Genomic DNA, 21,026 nt, shown 5'->3' with positions numbered 1-21,026 from the left:
AGAGACCTTCCTTCGATTATTTAGCGGATTTCCCCAGTGCCTTAGCCACCAGTTGTTCGTAGAGCTCGGCGTAGGGTTCCACCGCCTGGCTCCAGTTGAATGGCTGCGTCATTGCCCGGCTGCGCATGGCATTGAGCAGGCCTGGGAAGGCAAACACCTTGAACGCTCGGTTCAAGGCTTCTTTGTAGCTGTCGACGGTGGATTCATTGAACAGGAACCCGGTCACGCCATTTTCGATGGTGTCGGCCAAGCCACCGGTGTTACGGGCGACGGGCAGCGAACCGAAGCGCTGGGCATACATTTGGCTGAGACCGCAGGGCTCGTAGCGCGACGGCATCAACAAGAAATCGCTGCCGGCGAACATGCGTCGGGCATCCGTCTCGTTGAAACCGATGCGCACGCCGATTTGGCCAGGGAAGCGCAGCGCCAGTTCACGCATGGCATTCTCTTCTTCCGGCTCGCCGCGACCGATGATCGCGATCTGCCCACCTTGCTCGACGATAAAGCTGGCAACGGCCTCGGTGAGGTCGAGGCCTTTCTGGAACACCAGGCGCGACACGACGGCGAACAGCGGGCCGGTCGATTCATTCAAACCGAACAGGTTGCGCACTTGGGCGGCGTTGATTGCCTTGCCTTCCCAGTCGCCGATATTGAAGTTGTGCGTCAGGTGCGGATCAGTGGAGGTTTCCCAGCTGTCTTCGATCCCGTTGGGAATGCCGCTGAGCAGACCTTGCTGGGTCTTGCTGGCCAAAAAGCCATCAAGGCCGCAGCCGAATTCCGGGGTGGTGATTTCCCGGGCGTAGGTCGCGCTCACAGTGGTGATATGGCTGGAATACGCCATGCCGGCCTTGAGGAACGACATCTTCCCGTAGAACTCCATGCCTTCCTGTTGCAAGGCGTGGGGGGGAATACCCAACTCTGGCGTGGAGGCCAGGCTGATCACGCCCTGGTAGGCCAGGTTGTGGATGGTGAACAGCGTCGGGGTGCGTGACCCACGCCAGTGCATATAGGCCGGGGCAAGGCCAGCGGGCCAGTCGTGGGCGTGCACCAGGTCCGGGCACCAGTGAATCTGCGCCAGGTTGGCGGCCATGTCAGCGGCGGCCAGGCCCAGGCGGGCGAAGCGAATATGGTTGTCCGGCCAGTCACGGCCGTTGTTGGCGCCGTAGGGCGTGCCTTCCCGTTCGTAAAGCTCGGGGCAGATCAATACATAGATGACCAGACCGTCCTTGAGGTCCATGCGCCCGATCTTGCACGGCGGCAACGCGGCGTGGCCACCCAGCTCACCAATGATGTGGATCGGGTTATCGCTTTCCATCACCTGCGGGTAACCAGGGATCAGCACCCGGACATCGTGCAGATGGGCCATGGCGCGGGGCAGCGCCGCAGACACATCGCCCAGCCCGCCGGTTTTGACAAGGTCGGCAAATTCGGACGTGACGAACAGCACCTTTTTACGATTTGGATTGTGGCTTGGGACGGGCCGCGCCGTGTTGAGGTCGACTAAAGAGGTCGACCCGCCAACTGGCTTACTAACACGCTCTCCCTGAATACTTGCAGCGGCACTGTTCATAGTTATCTCCACGTGTTGGCCGGCTAGTGGCCCGCTGCCACTAGCTCCGATGACCGCATCCTGCGGCCAAGCGCATAAGTGCATGACGAAACTGGCAAGTCGTATGCCAGTTGCACGGTTAGCTTAAAAAGATTGGATAGACGGCATCTGGTATGAACCGCTTTTGCACGCCTTACCCTCAACCTGACCTACGGCAGAGTTGGAAAGTTTCGATTATTTTCGCGGGGTTTTTGTTTTGAAACGGACCCATCGGCCATCAGTCTAGGACAGATCCTAGAGCCTGTAGGGTTTATACGAGAATTTTGTAGGACAAAATACTTGTAACGATATGCTTTGCGCGAAGGGAGGGGGTTGTAGTGAGCGGGCTTTTCCCGCGCCGGAGTGCGCAGCGCTCCTAATCTAGTTTGCGCGGTGCTGCAGTGAAACCCCAGTGTGACGGTTTTGGGGCCGCTTCGCGCCCCAGCGCGGGGCAAGCCCGCTCACTGCAAGAGGGTTGCCCTTGAATGGTGCGTTAGCCCAGCACGCGAATGGGCAGGCCGTTTGTCCAAGCGTGGATATCTTCGATCATCTGAGAATAGAACTGCCGGTAATTCTGCTGGCTTACATACCCCACGTGTGGCGTGGCCAGCACATTTGCCAAGCGGCGGAACGGGTGCTCCACCGGCAACGGTTCCTCGGCGTATACATCCAGCGCCGCCCCCGCCAGGCGCCCGGTTTCCAGTGCATGCACCAGCGCCTGCTCATCCACAATCGGCCCACGTGCGGTATTGACCAAGTGGGCAGTGGGCTTCATCCAACCCAGGGCCTCGGCATCCACTAAACCACGACTGCGGTCGCTGAGTACCAGGTGCACGGTGAGGACGTCGGCCTGTTCAAACAGCTCTCTCTTGCTGACCCACGTAACGCCTGACTGTGCGGCACGCTCAGGCGTAAGGTTTTCGCTCCAGGCAATCACGCGCATGCCGAACACCTGGGCGAATTGCGCGACCTTCTGGCCAATGCTACCGAGCCCGAGAATGCTCAGGGTCTTGCCATACAGGTCGCCGCCGAGGCCAACCTGCCAGTGGCCAGCACGCAACGAGTTGGCTTCGGCCACCACGTTACGGGTGGAGGCCATGATCAACGCCCAGGTCAGTTCCGGCGCCGCGTGTTTATAGCTGTCGGTGCCGCATACCGTGATGCCCAGGGCCTTGGCAGCACGAATGTCGATCGCCGCGTTGCGCATGCCGCCGGTCACCAGCAATTTGAGCGCAGGCAGGCCTTGCAGCAGGGCTTTGTCGAAGGTCGAGCGTTCGCGCATCACGCAAATCACCGCAAAGCCCTTCAAACGCTCGATCATGGTGGCAGTATCTGCCGGGTAATCGTGCAGAAAGTGCACATTGCCCACGGCCTGCAGGACCGACCAATCCACCACGCCACTGGCCACATTCTGCCAATCATCAATGACTGCGATCTGTACCGACATTCACGAGCACCTCGAAAAAGGTTGGATTAGAGCGCGTTCAGCCCCTGCAACAGGGCTTTGTGAAACTGGGCCGGTTCCTCCATCTGCGGTGCATGCCCCAAGCCTGGGAATTCCACCAGCGTTGCATGGGGAATCAACTTGGCGACTTGCTTGCCCAGCACGGCATAGTTGCCGAGCTGGGCCTTGACCGCTGGCGGTGCGACGTCTTTGCCAAGGGCGGTGTTGTCGGACGTGCCGATCAGCAGCAGCGTGGGCATTTGCAGGTTCTTGAACTCGTAGTACACCGGCTGGGTGAAGATCATGTCGTAAATCAACGCCGAATTCCACGCGACCAGCGTATGCCCCGGGCCGTTGCTCAGGCCGGCGTACATGTCCACCCAGCGCTCGTATTCCGGCTTCCAGCGCCCGACGTAATAGGTGGTGAGTTGGTAGTTGCGAATGCCTTCGGCGCTGACTTTCAGCTCGCGCTCATACCATTGGTCGACGGTGAGGGAAGGCACGCCCAAGGCCTTCCAATCTTCCAGGCCAATCGGATTGACCAGCCCAAGCTGTTCGGTCTGCGCGGGGTACATCAGTGCATAGCGCGTGGCAAGCATGCCGCCGGTGGAGTGACCGATGAGGGTGGCTTTTTGAATGCCGAGCTTTTCCAGCAACTGGTGGGTGTTGGTTGCCAGTTGCTGGAAGCTGTATTGATAGTGATCGGGCTTGCTGGCGCTACAGAAGCCGATCTGGTCCGGCGCGATCACCCGGTAACCGGCGTCGCTCAGGGCTTTGATCGAGCCTTCCCATGTGGCGCCGCAGAAATTCTTGCCGTGCATCAGCACCACGCTGCGGCCGTTGGCCTGCCCTTTGGCGGGCACGTCCATATAGCCCATTTGCAAGGCCTTGCCCTGGGATTCAAATTCGAAATGCTGAAGTGGGTAGGGGTATTCGAAGCCTTGCAGCTCGGGGCCGTAGGTCGCGGCGAACGCCGGGGCGGTACTGGCCGCGAGCAGGCCGGCGATGCAAAAAGCACGGGTCAGAGGCATTGGCGGGGCTCCGAAAAAGGGTGCTCGGATGCTGTTGCGAGGGGATTAAGTGGGGATTAACACCCACTGTAAGGTGATTGCCGCGAGCACGCCATAACGCACGCTTTTGGCCAGGGTCACCAGCAGCAGGAATCGCCACAGAGGCTCACGCATCACCCCGGCGACCAACGTCAGCGGGTCGCCAATGATCGGCACCCAACTGAGCAAAAGGGTCCAATGCCCCCATCGCGCGTAATGTTGACGGGCTTTGTCCAACTGCCTGTTGCTGACCGCAAACCAGCGCCGTTCCTTAAAGTGCTCAACCCAGCGTCCGAGCCACCAGTTAACCACCGACCCCAGCACGTTGCCCAGCGTGGCAGCCCCCAGCAACAGCCCTAGGCTGTAATGCCCGCTGAGCAGCAGGCCGACCATCACGGCTTCCGATTGCAGTGGCAGTAAGGTCGCGGCGCCAAACGCCGCGAAGAATAATCCCAGGTAGCCCGCGATCATTGCGCCGGGTATTCAGCCACCACGACATCTTTACCCTCACGGGTCAGCCCGATGACTTGATAGGCCTCGCTGCGGCCTTTCACTTCCATGCCCGGTGAGCCCATGGGCATGCCCGGTGCAGCAATGCCCAGCAGGTCGTTGCGTTTGCGCAGGGCCAGCACTTGATCGGCGGGCACATGGCCTTCAACGAATTTGCCGTCGATCACGGCGGTATGGCACGAGCCCAGGCGCGGTGCCACGCCCAGGCGTTGTTTGACGGCGCTCATGTCGGCTTCCACGTGGTCGTTGACCTTGAAACCGTTACTTTCCAGATGGCTGATCCACTTTTTGCAACAGCCGCAGTTGGCGTCACGGTGCACGTCGATGGGAATCAGGTCGGCGGCCTGGGCGAGGGTGGTGGTGAACAGGGCAGACAGCAGGGCCAAGCGTAATGTGCTTTTCATAGGGGAGACTCGCGTGCAGGCGTTAGCCGTTGGGATGGCGGCGATCATGACGGCGTCGTTACAAGCAGGCCAGCTTCCACAGCTCCGCAGGCAGGGCGGGAATGTTTCAAAATTATACGAAGGGGGGATTTTCCATCCGATGCTTGAGCTGGCCGAGGGCAATCGCCGAGAGTTCGATCATGCGTTCACGCAACGTGGTCAGCTGCAATTCGGTTTCATACGTCAATACACGCTTGAACAGCGTGCCGCCTTGATGGGGCAGCAGGAAATAGTGGATGGAGCCATCAACCGCCAGGGAGGTGAACACCGTCTTGAATTCGCCGGGGCGCCGGGCGATCTGTACGCGGTAACTCATCGGCACACGCACACCCAGCAAGTCGATGAACTCGGTGAAACGTGCGCCGGCGGGCAGTGAGCCGGTGGTGCCAGTGTCGGCGCTGAGGGAGGTGGGGTGCCATTCGTGCCAGCGATCCGGTTGGGTCACATAGTCGTAAACGGCTTCGATGGGAGCCTGGATAAAGCGTTCCTGACTGATCCGCTCCAAGCGGAACGACTGCTCGGCTGCGCGCATGGCACACCTCCTGTGTGGCGTCTTCGAACTGTCAGAATAGTCCCACTCCCGCGCTTTGGCACGGGAGTGTTTCAGCCATTTATCACCGCACTTTGAAGCGACTCATCAAGGCAATCACCCGGCCATTCGCATCCAGCAGGCTCTGGGTATTGGTTTCAGTGGCGTGGCCGCTCTCTACCAGCTCTTCGACCATTTGTCGGATCTGCACCATGCTGCGGTTGATCTCCTCGGTCACTGCGCTTTGCTGCTCGGCGGCCGTGGCGATCTGGGTGCTGAGGTTGTTGATATGGCTGACGGAACCTGCCATTTCGTCCAGGCCGGTGTTCACCCGCGCCGTGGCATCCGCCGCCGACTGACAGCTGGCCTGGGTGTTTTCCATGGCGGCTACCGAGGAACTGACGCCCGCGGTCAGGCGGGTGAGCATTTCGTTGATCTGCGAGGTGCTGGCCTGAGTGCGTGCGGCGAGGGCGCGGACTTCATCGGCGACCACCGCAAAACCACGGCCTTGTTCCCCGGCCCGCGCCGCTTCAATCGCGGCGTTGAGGGCGAGCAGGTTGGTCTGGCCGGCAATTGCACCGATCACGCCGAGGGTTTCGGTGATGCGTGCGGCGTCCTGGCGCATGTTTTCCACGCTGTGGGTGGCGCTGGAGACTTCGCCTATCAAGGCGCTGACGCTGTTGGAGGCCTCACCCACAACCACGCGGGAACGGTCAGCGTGCTCATTGGCGCGCTGGGTGAACGCAGCGGTTTCGGCGGCGTTTTGCGCGACGGTGTCGGCGGTGGAGCTCATTTCGGTGATGGCGGTTACCGTCTGGTCGGTTTCCGAGGCGTGCCGCACCAGAATCTGGTTGGTGTGCGCCGAGGTCCGCTGCAGTTGCTCAAGGCTCGACGACATGGCGCCGGTGGCTTGGGTGACTTCGCCGATCATGTTCTGCAAGTAGACAATAAAGTGGTTCACCGAGTGACCAATGGCACCCAGTTCGTCTTCTGCGCGGATGGTGATGCGTCGCGTCAGGTCGGCATCGCCGGCGGACAGTGCGTCGATATTGGTTTTCAGCGACTTCATGCGCTGCACCAGTTGGCGGATCGCATACACCGCGAGCAGCACCAGCAGCAATACCATGGGAATTTGCAGCAGGGCCAGGGTGCCGAGTACGTCATCGCGCTGGGCGGTAATCAGCGAGGTGGGCAGGGCGGTGGCAAGGAACCACGGCGTGCCGGCGATCGGGCGCATATAAAAGGTGCTGGCCACGCCCTGGTTGTCGAACTCGCTGCGTTGCAGCGCCTGGTCGCGCTGGGCCAGGGCCTTGCTGACCTGGGCGGCAAACGCCGAGGAGCCGCTGAGTTCGCTGATGTTTTTCAACACCACGGGGCTGCTGATGCGCGTGCTGTTGCTGATGATCTTGCCGTCGCCTTCGACGATCAGCATTTGCCCGCCGATGTCTTTTTCTTTGCTGGCCACCAGGTCGTTGAAGAAACCCAGGGTCACGTCGATGGTGGCGACACCATACGGCACGCCGTCGCGCTGGATCGCCATGGCGCAGTTGGTACGCGGCTCCTGGCTGGCGTCATCCTTGTAGGCGGCGGCCCAGGCGCATTGGCCGCGCGGCGAGGCCAGGCCACCTTTGTACCAGCTCTGGTCGTAGTAGTTAGGTGCGGGGTCGCTGTTCCAGAACGTATTCACCGCCAGCTTGCCGGAGGCATCACGGTGCCAGAACGTGCTGTGCTTGTTGCGTCCAGGCGTGCGTTGATTGGGTAACGGCCAGATCCCGCCACCGAAGACTTTCAGCTCGCCGTACTGGTCGACCAGGCCTGGGAGGACTTTGTCGATGGCATCGCTGTCGAGCAAAGGGATGGTCTGAGTGATGGTGCGTTGCTGGGACTGAACCTTGTTCAGCTCGCCCTGGATTTGCTCGGCGACCTCAGCGATGCGGTTGAGCACCACCTGTTCTTCGGTATGACGCAGCGTAGGCGCGACCAACTGGCCGATTCCCACCACGGTCAATACAAATAAGACCAGGACGAACAGCACCAGGAACAGGGTATAGCGGGCTTGGATGGAGCGCAGTGTGGGCATGAGGTCGTCCTTACGAAGCGTTTATTGTCGACGCGGCTTTATTAGAGCTTCGTAGGGCTATCGGCTTGGATAGCAGGAGCTTTAGGTACCCTCGTACAAGAAAAAAAGAGCGCCTTTTGAGGGCGCTCCTTTGATCAGATATCCAGCATGGCCATTACCGCCGCGGGGTAGCGCAAGCCGGCGGGAGCGTCGGCGGGGAAGATCGCCTCCAGTGCTGCCAGTTCTGCCTGGCTGAGGTTGATTGAAACGGCCGCCGCATTTTCTTCCAGGTACTTGCGCTGCTTGGTGCCGGGAATCGGAATGATGTAATCGCCCTGCGCCAATACCCAGGCCAGCGCAAGTTGCCCGGCGCTGACACCTTTATCGGCTGCCAGCGCCTGCACTTGCTGCACCAGTTGCAGGTTTTTGACGAAGTTTCCGCCTTGGAAGCGCGGGTTGAAGCGACGGTAATCATCGGCGCCGAAGTCATCCGGGCTTTTCAGGGCGCCCGTGAGGAAGCCACGGCCGAGCGGGCTATAGGGTACAAATGCGATACCCAGGCGCTGGCAGGTGGCGAGGCAACCGTTGTATTCCTGGTCGCGGCTCCACAACGAGTACTCGCTTTGCAGGGCACTGATCGGATGCACGTTGTGAGCGCGTTCCAGGGTGGCGGCGCAGGCTTCGCTCAGGCCCAAGTAACGCACCTTGCCTTGTTGCACGAGCTCGGCCATCGCGCCGATGGTTTCTTCGATGGCGACCTCCGGGTCGATACGGTGCTGGTAGTACAGGTCCAGGGTTTCTACACCCAGGCGCTGCAGGGTGCCGTTGATGGCTTCGCGGATGTACTCGGGGCGGCCATTGACGCCGCGCAACGCGGGGTTGGCCGGGTCGCGAAGGATGCCGAACTTGCTGGCCAGGAACACCTGCTCGCGTTTGCCAGCGATGGCTTTGCCGATCAGTTGTTCATTGGTGTGCGGGCCGTACATGTCAGCAGTGTCCAGGAAATTGATGCCCAGCTCCAACGCGCGATGCAGGGTGGCGGTGGCTTCCCGAGTGTCGTTGCCAGGCGTGTAGAAATCGCTCATGCCCATACAGCCGAGGCCGATGGCGGAGACGAGTGGGCCGTTTGTACCGAGTGGACGGGTGTGCATGGGGTCAGCTCCTTGATGGGGAAGGACTCCATTGTCACGCTCGACAAAAACTGGATAAACCGGCTAAAAGTGCTATCACTGTTCGTATTATCTAAATAATCCAATGGAGACCCTGCACTTGGACCGTTTTAACGCGATGCGCGTGTTCACACGGATCGTCGAACTGCGCGGCTTTGCCAAGGCGGCCGACAGCCTGCAATTGCCACGCGCTTCGGTGACCATCCTGATCAAGCAATTGGAAGCACACCTGGGCGTGCAACTGTTGCAACGCACCACGCGTCAAGTCAGCCCTACATTGGATGGCGCCGCGTATTACCAGCGCTGCGTACAACTGCTGACAGACCTGGAAGAAACCGAAGCGGTGTTTTCCACCCAGCGCCAGAACCCGCGCGGCACCCTGAGCGTGGATATGCCGTCGGGCATTGGCCGCTTGATCGTGATCCCCGCATTGCCGTCATTCGCTGCGCGCTACCCGCAGATCGAACTGGAGATCGGCCTTAACGACCGCCCGGTGGACCTGATCCGCGAGGGCGTGGATTGCGTGCTGCGCGGCGGCCTGGCCCTGGACGAATCGCTGGTGGCGAGGCCTTTGGCGATGATGGATCAACTCACCCTGGCGAGTCCGGAGTACCTGGCGCGCAGAGGGGTTCCCACTTCATTCGAAGACCTGGTCGATCACCAGATGGTCGAGTACGTCTCCAGCGCCAGCGGCAAACGGTTCGGCCTGGAGTTTGAGGTGGGCGGCGAATTACAGACGGTCAACCTGCTCAAAGGGTTGGCGGTGAACAGTTCCGACGGCTACTTTGCCGCATGCGAAGCCGGGTTCGGCCTGATACAGGCGCCGAATTATCACGCAATGCGCCAATTGGCCGAAGGCACGCTGGTGGAGGTGCTACCAAGGTTGGCGGTGCCGAAGATGGCCCTGACGGCTCTGTATCCACCGCATCGCCAGCTGTCCCAGCGCGTGCGCGTCTTCGTGGATTGGTTGGTTGAACTATGCGCTCAACCTGGCACCGGGTTGCAACGCTAGGCGTGCGCCTTGCGATAAGCGCCGGGTGGGGTATTAAATCCTCGCCGCCCCGGCGTGAGTCCGCGCAGTGTGAGCACTAAACAACTTTCCTGAATATTTGAAAATCACCCGCCATGTCACCCTTTTGCAGTGATTGATTGGGATTAGGGATGCGGTAGGTACTTTTCGAGGCGATGGTCTGCGAGCCTTCATAAATGCCGATGCCGATGCCATTGGTGAGTTCCGCGATGCCCGGCACACCTTCACACGTCATCATGTGTGAACGGCCGACCAACACCACAGATTTTCCGCCGTTGGCATGTTGCTCGATAGTTCGTGTAGCAAAATAGTTGAATTCTTCCAGGCGCTGTTTGGATAACGCCGTATCAGGCCGGATGTTGTGGTAGGTACCCGACACGTCCTTACGTTTCGTCAGCCAGTAGTGTTCGAGCGGGATGACCTTGATGCCATTGAGCTCGGCTTTTTTCAACAAGTCGGCCAAGGTCGGAAACTTGCCCGGTGTCCGTGCATCATGGGCGACAGTGCCCAGGCCGGCGTCGCGCCAGCCACCGTTGCTTTTGGGCAGCAGTCCTTCGCAAAAAAAAGATCTGACCCCCTTTGCCTGAAATGTGTCCATCGCATCGTAGAGCGTTTGAAAGCTCGACATGCCTTGATGGGACTCACCAAATACCAGCGTATTATTTTGGTCCAGCGCTTTCTCGATAAGGTCATTCGGGGCAGTCGAACCGTTAAGGACCGGCAGCGGTGGGCGCGTTGCAGGGACGGTGGCCGGGATATAGAACGTACTCATGTCATTAAGAAATTTTTGCCGGGTCGCCCCCAGTCGCGATGGGGTGAAATGGGCATGCACCTCTTTGGCTTGGGTATTTTTCAGGTATTCACCCGGCATTAAATGGTCGGTTTTCTGCGGCAGGGTGGGCGCAATCGTTGGCGGGAAAGGAGGGTACGAATTCAGAGCTACCGGGTTATAGCGATGGTTGCCTACGACGGACGAGGTTCGGCTGGCCGGCATCAACGTATTGGACTGCGCCCAGCTTGCAGGGGTGAAGTAGTCGAGTGGCGGACCATAGGGTTTCTGAGTCACGGGGTCGTAGTGATACCAACGATCTTCGTGGAAAACGGCGATGGTTTCGACACGTGCGTCGCCGACCAGCAGTTCACCGCTGGCGGCGATGCCATGTTTCTTACTGGCGGCCAACAAGTCAGCTCCATCGGCGGCTCGGAACAGGGAACGATAGCGCTCCACGGCGAAGTTGGCTCCTTTGCCAATGACGTTTGCGGTACCTCTGATCACATCCGTTACGCCACTCACTGGATTAAGTTCACTTATCGCCGTGGCCCCCAGTATCCTGGCCACCTTGAGGGCTTTTTGCACCCCAGAAACTGCGGCGGAGCTCGCCTTCACGACCTTCGCACCGGCACCGAGCCCGGCGGTAACGAAGCCGAAGATATCGATGGCCAGGTCCGTCAGGCCTGCGCCGTAGTTGCCGTCCTGGAAGTTATTGATAGCCGAGCGCAGGGGGATGAGGTCGAGCAGGAATTGTTTCAATCCTTCCTGTTGTCCGCGTTCTTTATCAAAGGAGGTCAGTCCCCTGGACTGCGCGTCAAGGCCGAGTGCTTCGACGTAGGCGTCGGCGATGTGGCGAGTGCGCTCACTGGAAAAACTCTGGGGCGATCGATAGCTGTCACCCACCCGTGCCTCACGCAGATGCGCGGTGTTGTTGTCCTTAGGTGTAAAGCGCTCAACCTTGTGGATCATGTTGTAGAAACGCCGACTACTTGGGATCTTTCCCTCCAGCAAGGGTCGTTCCCGGATCAGGCCATGCTCCGGGTCAAGCTCGTAGACAAAGTCTTTTTTATTGTGTTGGATTTTTACCAACAGGCTGTTTTTTCGACGTTCAAGGGTGTCTGAAAGCAGACCCGGCGCGTAGGTGTTTTCCTTGAAGAACTCGAGCTTCCCATTAGCAAAACGTGTGCGGTCTTCAAGTGGCAGTCGAGCCACTAATTGCTTGACCAGCGTGGCGTGAAGGTCTTTTTGCCTGTTCAATGCAGGCTCGAATTCAACGGCGATGTCGGCAGCTGCGGTTTTGCTCCACGTGTTGAATGCGTCAATGGGAATACGCCTGTCGCGGGTCTCCCAGAGATCGGAGGGACCCAGGGTATTCCCTTCCATGACAATGTCGAGCATCGAGCGCGAACCTGGGTTGAACGCTCGATCCTTGATCGACAAGCCCCTGATTTCAAACACACGCTGATCAATATCCGGAAATGCTTGCTTGAGTACGGCCAGGGCCATCGCTTTGCGGCTCGGTAGCTTGATGTCCAGTTGCCCCGAGGCCGCTTTCATTTGGTCCAGTTGCTCATTGAATGCAGTTCGCGCCAGATTAAGTTCATCCTTGCCGTAATGCTCGTCGTTTCTGATGCGCAGATAACCGTTGCATACCCCCCAGTCGATCAACGCTGCTCGCTGCGCCGCTTCGGAGGCAGGCGGCGCCAGGTTCTCCGCTGTTTCCAAGAGCTGAGGGTACGTCATCTCTTTTGCCGAGCCCGGCACGTGGGCTTCTTGCCTGGCGACCAGAATGCTCAGCGTGGCCCAGGCGTGGCTGCCATAGACCACATGGTCAGGGATGTCCTTTAGCAAAAACTGCGGTGCCACCCGAGCCAGCAATAGCCGGGCCGCCAAGTCACCGGCTTCGCTACGCCGCTCACCCTCCAGGTGGCGGCTTAAACCGTTGATCACTGCTGAGGCCGGTTTACCCCAATGATCGTTTTGGGCAAGGTTGTAGCCAGCAACGGTGCTCCTGCCCGGAGCCGTCATTGACTCGGGATCCAGACCTATCTGGATAGCCGCCAGTACATAATCCTCTCGACGGGTGGCATTTGGAAAACCCGCCAATGCTGACTCTATTGCCTTGCCCAGCGCTCGTGCGCGCGGGGTATCGAGCAGCAGTTCCAACGCCTTGGCAGGATCGCGCAGTTCCAGTGGGGACAGGCGCCGCCCTTGGAGCAGGTAGCCCAATGCACCGTGGCGCCGCATGATCAGCGGTAATCCTTCCAACTGCGCGGTGTTACGGTCGACGAGGTTTTCGATTATTCGCTGTTGTTCCGCGCTCAATGGCACGGGCCAGCCCAGGGCTCCACTGAAAGGGCCCGGTCTAGGCGCAGGGGAAGATGGCACAGCCTTTATCGGTTGCGTTGCAGTGACAGTGTCTGGCTGCATTGGCGATGCATAGGGGGGAGGCGAAATTGAGTGGAGCCTGGCGGCACTGCTGTTGGCGGTCATAACGAATACCTGTGAATTCAGAGGTTCTGCGCGTTCTTTCAGACTTTCTGTCGAAAAGGCACAATTCTGATTGGCAGTGCTCGCCGTTGCCGTTCCCTTTCACAGTGTGATCGGGTGTTAATGGAGTACCGCCGGTCGATGGCTAAATCCAGCCGGACAAGCCAAAGTTTTTCATCACCTGTAACATGAGCGCCTGTCGGCCCGTTCACAGCGGCTATATTTTTCAGGTTCAGGAACCCGTCATGACACAAAAGCAACGTTTGAAATATTCGATTCTGATTGCCCTGGCCGTACTGGCGACGATGTTCGGCCTGTCCTACCTGCAGAACACTGGGGTTATCAGTGAGAAAACGTTCCAGACCATCGCCATTGCCGTCGCAGTGGTCGTCGTGGTGATCAACGGTGTCATGCGCCGCAAGGTCAAGCTCTAAGCGCTAGATCGCGCCTCAGGTGCGACCTTCGATCACCTTGGCAGCCTCTTCGTGGAGGCTGTAGCTTTTATCTGCATTGAGGGTGATCACGCCTTCGCTGCACAGACGCTTGAGCACCTCGCGCACGCTGAGAAATGACAGCGGAATGCCCAGCTCCAGCAAATGGCTGTGCACGCCGCGCACGCCGAGGCTGCGTCGGTTGTCGGCGGCGGTGAGCAGGGCGTCAATGACCTTCAGCCGGATCAGGCTGGTGCGCAAGCCAAAACACTTGAGCAGGTGGCGAATACGCTGGTTGCCTTGCTGTTCCGGCGTTTTGCCGAACACGTGTGTACCGCTGCCAAAATGGGTCTCTGCAGCCGGTGAATGTCCATCCGTGGGCACTTGCGGGTTGTACATGCTAAAACTCCCTATCAGAGCCTGATCAGGAAAAAAATGAGCGCTCTTGGTTAATAAGACGAACGAGCGAGCGAAATCATGAAGTGCCGGATGTAGAAAATTCGTCGGTATCGGTTTTGTTACGTTCGCGCCGTCTTCAATAAACCTCGCCCCTTGCTAAATTATTCCCGGTGGTTTGCGTTCTTACGGTGGGGTTATTGCCCCGCGTGAGGCGGTTAAATCTGACTGTGGAGTCTGCGTGATTATTTCCAATGGGTTGTCCAGGGTATGTGTGGCTGGGGTGTTGCTGGGATTGAGCCTGGCTGCTTTGGCGCGGGAGCAGGTGACGCAAGCGTCGGCGGATATCCGGCGTACCAGCTACGGCGTGCCGCACATCCGCGCCAATGACGAGCGTGGCCTGGGCTTCGGCATTGGCTACGCCTACGCCCAGGACAACCTGTGCTTGCTGGCAAATGAAGTGGTCACGGTGAATGGCCAGCGCGCCAGCTTCTTTGGCCCGGAGCAGACTATCTTGGGAGAGCGCACCAACCTGGCCAGCGATGTGTTCTTTACCTGGCTGAATACGCCGGACGCCGTCGCCGCGTTCTGGAAAGCGCAGAGCCCACAGATCCAGCAGCGTATTGAAGGTTATGTGGCCGGCTACAACCGCTACCTGAAAGAGCAGGGCGCGCCGGCACAGTGCCAGGCGGCGTGGGTACGGCCACTGGTGGCTGAAGACCTGGTCAAACTGACCCGTAGGCTGCTGGTGGAAGGTGGTGTAGGCCAATTCGCCGACGCGCTGGTCGGCGCGACACCTCCACAAGCGACGGCCAGTGCGCCGACCAGCGCCAAGGCGTTTGAACTGGCCGCCGCCAACCAACAGCGCTTCGCCTTCGATCGCGGCAGTAACGCGGTGGCGGTGGGGCGGGATCGCTCATTCAATGGGCGCGGTATGCTGCTGGCCAATCCGCACTTCCCGTGGGTGGGTGGCATGCGGTTTTATGAGATGCACCTGACCATCCCCGGCCAGTTGGATGTGATGGGGGCCGCGCTGCCGGGCTTACCGGTGATCAATATCGGCTTCAATCAGCATGTGGCGTGGACCCATACGGTGGATACGTCCAAGCACTTCACCCTGTACCGCCTGACCCTGGACCCCAAGGATTCCACGCGCTACATGCTCGATGGCAAATCTGTTGCCCTGGATAAAACCACGGTGAAGGTGCGGGTCAAACAAGCCGATGGCAGCCTCAAGAACCAGTCGCACACGGTCTATAGCTCGCAGTTCGGCCCGGTAGTGCAGTGGCCGGGCAAGCTCGATTGGGATAGGCAGCACGCCTTCAGCCTACGCGATGCCAACCTGGGCAACGACCGCGTGCTGCAACAGTGGTATGCGATGAACCGCGCCAGCAGCCTCAATGAACTGAAAACCTCAGTGCGCACCCTGCAAGGCATCCCGTGGGTCAACACGGTGGCGGCCGATGACCAGGGCCAGAGCCTGTACATGAACCAGTCAGTGGTGCCCAACGTCAGCGCGGCCAAACTGTCGCAATGCAGCGACCCTCGCGCCGGCCTGCAACTGATCATGCTCGACGGCGCCCGCAGCGCCTGCGCCTGGGACATCGACCCACGCGCGGCCCAGGCCGGCATCTTCCCGGCCGACCAGTTGCCGCAACTGGAACGCAGCGACTACGTGCAGCATTCCAACGACTCGGCGTGGCTGGTCAACCCCAAGGCGCCACTCACCGGGTTCTCCCCGGTGATCAGCCAGGACCACATCGGCCTCGGCCCCCGCGCGCGCTTCGCGCTACAACGCCTGCAGTCCCTGAATAAACCGATCAGCGTCACCGATCTGCAAAACATGGTGATGGACAACGAGGTGTACCTGGCGGGCCAAGTCATGCCCGACCTGCTCGCGTTCTGCGCCAAACACCTCGGCGCCGACACCACCGCGCTGCAACCGCTGTGCACCAGCCTGAAAAACTGGGACCAGCGCTCCAACCTCGACAGCGGCGTGGGCCTTGTGCACTTCATCAACCTGGTGCAACAGCTGCAGCAAATCCCCGACGCCTGGCGCGTCGCCTTCGACCCGGCCCAGCCTCTCATCACCCCACGTGGTCTGGCCATCGACCGCGCACCCGTCGCCAAAGCCCTGCGAGAAGCGATGCTGACGTCCACCGCCGAGGTCGCCAAACTCGGCCTGAGCACCAACAGCACATGGGGCGACATCCAAGTCTCCGGCCAAACCCCGGTCCATGGCGGCCCGCAAGAATTGGGGGTCTACAATGCCATGCAAACCGTACCCCGCGCCGATGGCAAACGCGAAGTCGTCAGCGGCACCAGCTACCTGCAAATCGTCACCTTTGACGATCAGGGGCCGCATGCCAGGGGCGTACTTGCGTTCTCCGAGTCCAGCAACCCAGCCTCCAAACACAGCAAGGACCAGACCCTAGCGTTCTCCCAGAAAAAACTCAGCCCGCTGCCCTTCACCGAAGCCCAAATCAAGGCCGACCCGCAGTACCAACAGCTGCACATCAAGGAGCAGGGCAGGCACGCAACTCCTTGATGGCAATACGAAATATTTTTGAAATCAAGGGGTTGCACGCACTGGAAAATACGTACATAATGGCGCCCATCGAACGCAATGAAGTATTAAAAACTTCAATGTATTCAATGAGTTAGAGTAGAGGCAGGGTTCTTCAGCCCACTCAAGTTTTTATGCGGTGAGTGTTAGTCGTTGAGACACTGATCGTTTGAGGCCGAGTAGCAAAATGGTTATGCAGCGGATTGCAAATCCGCCTACGCCGGTTCGATTCCGACCTCGGCCTCCACTCTTAAAGCCCCGTAGATCAATGGTCTACGGGGTTTTTTATTGCCTGTGATTTGGGATCGTTTCCGCAACTTTTAGGATCGTTTCCGCAACCTGTGTCTTTTCGGTAGGTGATAAGCCAGGTTCCGCCGAGTCTGGCACAGGCATTGCCAACAATCATTTTGGAGGAAGTCAGTGGCGACTGACTTGCACCTGATGCGTGCTTGAAGATTGATTCATGTTGCGGTAGTCACAGTGCCAGCATAAGCTCACGCGGCAGCATCAATGCCCCTTTGTCTAGGCGTGAGAGCGCGGGCCACACGGACGGAACAGGGTTGTAGTTAGGCTTATTGAAATTGATCCTGCCACAGAGCGGACATAAACAGGGATGTCAGTTATGCATGCAATCGCTCCATACTCCATACGTTTTTTTGACCCGAACAGCACCGCTATTAAGATCGAGGATAGATATTCTAAACTTGATAAAGTTGGTGCCTATGATGCCTTTAATATTCTAGAGGACTATTTCAAGAGGGTTGATGATAAGTTTGTAATTGCTGAAGATGCCAAACAGGTTTACAGATTCAAAGGCATGGTGGCGGATCCGGCAAAGCGGCAAGTCGCTGGATGGTTCGAAGTCGGAAGCTATGGTGTCAAAAATGATATTATAGATGGCGGTTGCAGGAACTGAGTGCAACACAGTTATTGAATTGAAGTGGGCGCATCGTGCCGCATAACCACGGCCATTTGCATCACCTCACCCATCATTTCGATCGGACATTTGAAATCGAAGCGTTTACGGGGGCGCATATTCAGTTGCAAGGCAATGGCATCCAACTGTTCTTGGCTGTGTCCCGACAAGTCCGTCCCTTTGGGCAGGTACTGACGGATCAGGCCGTTAATGTTTTCGTTACTGCCTCGCTGCCAGGGGCTGTGCGGGTCGCAGAAGTAAATGGCCACCCCGGTCTGCTGGGTGATTTCAGCATGCCGCGCCATCTCCCGGCCCTGGTCGTAGGTCATGCTCTTGCGCATCGCCAGCGGCATGCCATTGAGCGCCGCACTGAAGCCCTCCATCGCCGAGGTTGCCGTCGCATCATTCATTTTCACCAACATCAAATAACCACTGGTACGCTCCACCAGCGTGCCTACAGACGAGGCGTTGGCCTTCCCCTTGATCAGGTCGCCTTCCCAATGCCCAGGCATCAGACGGTCTTCGATCTCCGGCGGGCGCACATGAATGCTGACCATCTCGGGGATCTGGCCGCGCCGATCCACGCCGCCAGAGCGCGGTCTGCGCGTGGTCTTGCTTTGGCGCAGGCAGATGATCAGCTCCTTACGCAACTCGCCGACCGGCAAGGCATAGATCGCGTTATAGATCGTCTCGCGACAGACGTAGGCATCTCTGAGATTGGGTATGTTCATACTGCGCAGCTTGCCGGCAATCTGCTCGGGAGACAAACGCTCACGCAGCATGTGGGTCACCAATTCGAAGCGCTCGCTACCCGGCAACAACTTTCGCACCGGTCGACAAACCTGGCGGCGGGCCTGCATCTGCTGCTGGGCCACGCGGGCCGAGTAGCCGCCGCAGGCCTCTCGATTGCGGCGCAACTCCCGGCTGATGGTCGAAGGCGATCGGGTGATCAAGCAGGCATCCTGCGCAGGCTCAAGCCTTGGGCATGACCGATTTGAATGGTGGCGCGTTCTTCAACGCTGAGTTCGGAATAAGACATAGGGGCAGCACCGTACCGGAAAGATCAGGTGTTGCACTCAGTTTTCGCGGCCGCCCGGTGTTTGAATGGCCCCGGATATTCTATCTGTGGCGCTCCTGCCAATTCGTATGCTTGGGTTTTCAATCACGCGGCTCGCGATGTAGCAAGCGAACATCAAGATTGGCAGCGCGGTGAGTGCGTTCGCTGGCAGGCCTGGATTTATATAAGAAATCAACGCAGCGATATATTCAGTAAGCCAGTTATGAAATAGGTATATCGAAAATGTCAGGCTTGATAACAACTTTATAGGTCTGCCATCTGGCAGATATTTGCCTATATAAATAGCTCCTATGAACATAGATAGCCCAGAGTAAATGAAATACATATTGCTCCATCGCGGCTGATAAGCGTCTATCATCGATAGCGAAGATGCTATTATCATGATTGAAGTGGCAATAGCAAAAACTGTTGTTGCTTTTCTAAATTGGACTAGATATATGCAAGACCCTACAAGTAATATCCCAAAGTATATGCTTGTATATCCATAGGCTAAAAATTTACCGGCCGGAAAAGCTGGCAGGAAATATATGGCAGCCACTGATGCGGCGTATATCCAAGGCAGAATCTTCGGGTTTTCAAAGGCGCGTAATTTCCGAAGTACTGCCATGTACGCATAAAATAAAACCTCGACCCGTAAGGTCCACTCCACGCCGCTCAGGGAGTAAGGCGTGCTGAAAAAGTCACCTAGCAACAGAAGTCGAGGAATCAGTGTCTCTATTTCGGGAACTGCGACGTTATGTAGCTTGTAATCCATGACGGTCTGCGTGATGACTGCGACTGCATAGAGAGGATAGATTCGGAATGCCCTCTTAATTAAGAATTCAAGTGGTCGCTCATGCTGTAGTACGTGGGTGATGATGTAGCCTGAAACTAAGAAAAAAACGATTACACCAACTACACCTCCGTAAAACAGAGGCATAGCTAAATCTAACGCTCGCCGCGCTATCTCGCTATTGTTCTGGTCCGCTACAAAGCGTTCCATTGCCGGATAAAACTTGTGTCCTATCAGTACGCTCGCGAAAGCAAATATGCGCATGTAGTCCAAGAAAACTATTCGGCGCTGATTATCTTTGGTCATCCTGGGCTTCTTTCCTTGGGGGCGAGCGATTCTACATCGCATGTCGGTATCAGTCTCGATATGTTTCTTTATGATCGATGAGGTTTGATGATGCCAATCACCGAGCAGCAGCTGCTGCAGATCCTCCCGAACGCCGGCCGCCAAGCCGGCGTTTTTGTTCCTGCCCTGAACACGGCCATGAACCGTTACGGCATCGTCGGCACAGCACGCGTGGCGGCGTTCATTGCCCAAGTAGGGCACGAATCCGGTCAGTTGCGGTGGGTGCGTGAAATTTGGGGCCCCACTGCACAGCAGGCCGGGTACGAGGGCCGCGCCGACCTCGGCAATTCACAGAAGGGCGACGGCTCCAAGTACCGCGGACGCGGCCTGATCCAGATCACGGGCCGGGCGAATTACGCGGCATGCGGCGAGGCGCTGGGCCTGGACCTCATCAGCAATCCGGAACTGCTGGAGCTACCGCAGCACGCGGCGATGTCGGCGGCTTGGTTCTGGTCGACTAAGGGGCTGAATACACTCGCTGATCAGGGGCAGTTCGCGAAGATCACCAGGCGTATCAATGGCGGGCTCACCGGCCAGGACGACCGCCAGGCGCTATACGACAAGGCGCTGAAGGTGCTGGCATGACGTCGATGCAGAAGCTGCCGGGCCTATTGATGCTGCTGCTGGTGCTGATGGCCGGTAGCGCGGGCGTGACCTGGCAGGTGCAGGACTGGCGGATGGGCAAGAAGCTGTCCGAGCAGGCCGGCCTGCATCAAGAAGATCTGACCAGGATCAGCATGGTCGCTGCCGCCCAGGCCCGCGCCGAGCAGGATAAGCGCCTGGCCACCGAGCAACAGCTCGCCATCCAGGACCAACAACACACCAAGGAATTATCCGATGCCCAACGTACCCAGGCTGCTCTGCGCGATCGCCTTGCCACTGCTGATGTGCGGCTGTCAGTCCTTGTCGACGCCACGGATTCAGCCGGTGGCTGCAACGTGCCTACCGCCACCGGCGCCGTCGGCGTGGTTCATGCAGCCCGTCGAGCCCAACTTGACCCAGCGCATGCTCATCGAATTATCTCCATCACCGACGCCGGCGATCAAGGATTGATCGCGCTGCGGGCGTGCCAATCGTACGCTGCTAGGGTTTCTGAGCTGAAATAGCTGGTCGGCCCAGTTAATATGTCCACTCGATCAGCACCAAGGAGTAGGACATGTCGGATTTGACCAGTGGTCTTTACGGGGCATTATTGGGAGGAGTTGTGGCTGCAATCGCGACTTATGTGGTCGCCAGGATCCAGCTCAAGCAGATGGCAAATCAGCATACTGAAACGATAAAGATGGTTACCTCCAATCATTTCCAGAGTCTAGTGTAGTGGTCAACTGATCCCGGACACGACGTTAAGTTTTTTCTCAGCCTGAGCCGGTGGCAGCCCACCATTAAATTGGTGCGGTCGAATCCAGTTGTACCGGTGCATCAAAAAATGGCTGATATCC

The 21,026-nt window shown here is 58.4% G+C and carries 18 protein-coding genes, 1 tRNA gene and 1 pseudogene; 8 read left to right on the top strand and 12 right to left on the bottom strand.

The window, feature by feature from the left end; translation table 11 throughout:
* Positions 1-16: 16 nt before the first annotated feature.
* The 8 genes from glgA to AACY08_RS26035 all read right to left on the bottom strand — a co-directional run bounded on the left by glgA (position 17) and on the right by AACY08_RS26035 (position 8,773).
* Positions 17-1,570 carry a glycogen synthase GlgA gene (gene glgA, locus AACY08_RS26070; protein ID WP_339472033.1) on the bottom strand — a complete coding sequence of 518 codons (1,554 nt, stop codon included), beginning with the start codon at positions 1,568-1,570 and terminating at the stop codon, positions 17-19.
* 511 nt (positions 1,571-2,081) lie between these two features.
* The gene (locus AACY08_RS26065; protein WP_339472032.1) at positions 2,082-3,035 is read right to left on the bottom strand and encodes a D-2-hydroxyacid dehydrogenase family protein; all 954 of its coding nucleotides are present in this window, start codon (positions 3,033-3,035) and stop codon (positions 2,082-2,084) included.
* A 26-nt stretch (positions 3,036-3,061) separates the two neighbouring features.
* Positions 3,062-4,063, bottom strand: a complete 1,002-nt coding sequence (locus AACY08_RS26060) for an alpha/beta fold hydrolase (RefSeq protein ID WP_339472031.1) — start codon at positions 4,061-4,063, stop codon at positions 3,062-3,064.
* A gap of 45 nt (positions 4,064-4,108) precedes the next feature.
* Positions 4,109-4,552: a YqaA family protein gene (locus AACY08_RS26055; protein WP_339472030.1), complete on the bottom strand. Its 444-nt coding sequence runs from the start codon at positions 4,550-4,552 to the stop codon at positions 4,109-4,111.
* Positions 4,549-4,995: a DUF411 domain-containing protein gene (locus tag AACY08_RS26050; protein ID WP_339472029.1), complete on the bottom strand. Its 447-nt coding sequence runs from the start codon at positions 4,993-4,995 to the stop codon at positions 4,549-4,551. The genes AACY08_RS26055 and AACY08_RS26050 overlap by 4 nt, the downstream gene beginning before the upstream one ends.
* 112 nt (positions 4,996-5,107) lie before the next feature.
* The gene (locus AACY08_RS26045; protein ID WP_339436403.1) at positions 5,108-5,566 is read right to left on the bottom strand and encodes an SRPBCC family protein; all 459 of its coding nucleotides are present in this window, start codon (positions 5,564-5,566) and stop codon (positions 5,108-5,110) included.
* 82 nt (positions 5,567-5,648) lie between these two features.
* The gene (locus AACY08_RS26040) at positions 5,649-7,643 is read right to left on the bottom strand and encodes a methyl-accepting chemotaxis protein (RefSeq protein WP_339416067.1); all 1,995 of its coding nucleotides are present in this window, start codon (positions 7,641-7,643) and stop codon (positions 5,649-5,651) included.
* Between the two features lie 134 nt (positions 7,644-7,777).
* On the bottom strand, positions 7,778-8,773 hold the full coding sequence (locus AACY08_RS26035; RefSeq protein WP_339472028.1) for an aldo/keto reductase: 996 nt from the start codon (positions 8,771-8,773) through the stop codon (positions 7,778-7,780).
* Between the two features lie 118 nt (positions 8,774-8,891).
* Between AACY08_RS26035 and AACY08_RS26030 the strand changes: the two genes are divergently transcribed.
* Positions 8,892-9,803, top strand: a complete 912-nt coding sequence (locus AACY08_RS26030; protein WP_339472027.1) for a LysR family transcriptional regulator — start codon at positions 8,892-8,894, stop codon at positions 9,801-9,803.
* A 76-nt stretch (positions 9,804-9,879) separates the two neighbouring features.
* On the opposite strand, the gene AACY08_RS26025 is transcribed toward AACY08_RS26030, so the two are convergent.
* Complete coding sequence (locus tag AACY08_RS26025) at positions 9,880-12,918, bottom strand: membrane-targeted effector domain-containing toxin (protein WP_339472026.1); 3,039 nt, start codon at positions 12,916-12,918, stop codon at positions 9,880-9,882.
* A 410-nt stretch (positions 12,919-13,328) separates the two neighbouring features.
* Here AACY08_RS26025 and AACY08_RS26020 point away from each other — a divergent pair, with 410 nt between their 5' ends.
* Positions 13,329-13,517, top strand: a complete 189-nt coding sequence (locus AACY08_RS26020) for a hypothetical protein (RefSeq protein ID WP_049713137.1) — start codon at positions 13,329-13,331, stop codon at positions 13,515-13,517.
* A gap of 15 nt (positions 13,518-13,532) precedes the next feature.
* On the opposite strand, the gene AACY08_RS26015 is transcribed toward AACY08_RS26020, so the two are convergent.
* Entirely contained in the window at positions 13,533-13,913 is a 381-nt protein-coding gene (locus tag AACY08_RS26015; protein ID WP_339472025.1) for a fe2+ zn2+ uptake regulation protein, read from the bottom strand.
* A 238-nt stretch (positions 13,914-14,151) separates the two neighbouring features.
* Here AACY08_RS26015 and pvdQ point away from each other — a divergent pair, with 238 nt between their 5' ends.
* The 3 genes from pvdQ to AACY08_RS26000 all read left to right on the top strand — a co-directional run bounded on the left by pvdQ (position 14,152) and on the right by AACY08_RS26000 (position 17,392).
* Entirely contained in the window at positions 14,152-16,458 is a 2,307-nt protein-coding gene (gene pvdQ / locus AACY08_RS26010; protein ID WP_339472024.1) for a bifunctional acylase PvdQ, read from the top strand.
* 191 nt (positions 16,459-16,649) lie between these two features.
* Positions 16,650-16,723: transfer RNA gene (locus tag AACY08_RS26005), tRNA-Cys, on the top strand.
* Positions 16,724-17,098: 375 nt separating this feature from the next.
* Positions 17,099-17,392 carry a hypothetical protein gene (locus AACY08_RS26000; RefSeq protein ID WP_339472023.1) on the top strand — a complete coding sequence of 98 codons (294 nt, stop codon included), beginning with the start codon at positions 17,099-17,101 and terminating at the stop codon, positions 17,390-17,392.
* Positions 17,393-17,403: 11 nt separating this feature from the next.
* Here AACY08_RS26000 and AACY08_RS25995 read toward each other — a convergent pair.
* Both AACY08_RS25995 and AACY08_RS25990 read right to left on the bottom strand, forming a co-directional pair.
* A pseudogene (locus tag AACY08_RS25995) lies at positions 17,404-18,431 on the bottom strand (IS30 family transposase).
* Positions 18,432-18,468: 37 nt separating this feature from the next.
* Complete coding sequence (locus tag AACY08_RS25990; protein ID WP_339472022.1) at positions 18,469-19,548, bottom strand: acyltransferase family protein; 1,080 nt, start codon at positions 19,546-19,548, stop codon at positions 18,469-18,471.
* Positions 19,549-19,638: 90 nt separating this feature from the next.
* Between AACY08_RS25990 and AACY08_RS25985 the strand changes: the two genes are divergently transcribed.
* Genes AACY08_RS25985 through AACY08_RS25975 form a run of 3 tightly spaced genes read left to right on the top strand, consistent with a single transcriptional unit; the run spans position 19,639 to position 20,905 of the window.
* Positions 19,639-20,172 carry a glycoside hydrolase family 19 protein gene (locus AACY08_RS25985; protein ID WP_339472066.1) on the top strand — a complete coding sequence of 178 codons (534 nt, stop codon included), beginning with the start codon at positions 19,639-19,641 and terminating at the stop codon, positions 20,170-20,172.
* Positions 20,169-20,693: a lysis system i-spanin subunit Rz gene (locus AACY08_RS25980; protein ID WP_339472021.1), complete on the top strand. Its 525-nt coding sequence runs from the start codon at positions 20,169-20,171 to the stop codon at positions 20,691-20,693. Before AACY08_RS25985 ends, AACY08_RS25980 begins: the two co-directional genes overlap by 4 nt.
* Before the next feature lie 50 nt (positions 20,694-20,743).
* Positions 20,744-20,905 (top strand): hypothetical protein, encoded by a 162-nt coding sequence (locus AACY08_RS25975; protein WP_339472020.1) that lies wholly within the window; start codon positions 20,744-20,746, stop codon positions 20,903-20,905.
* Positions 20,906-21,026: the final 121 nt, after the last annotated feature.

It is taken from the genome of Pseudomonas sp. EL_65y_Pfl1_R83, from assembly GCF_963970695.1.
GTDB lineage: Bacteria > Pseudomonadota > Gammaproteobacteria > Pseudomonadales > Pseudomonadaceae > Aquipseudomonas > Aquipseudomonas tritici.
This window is presented reverse-complemented; position numbering and strand designations above follow the sequence as displayed.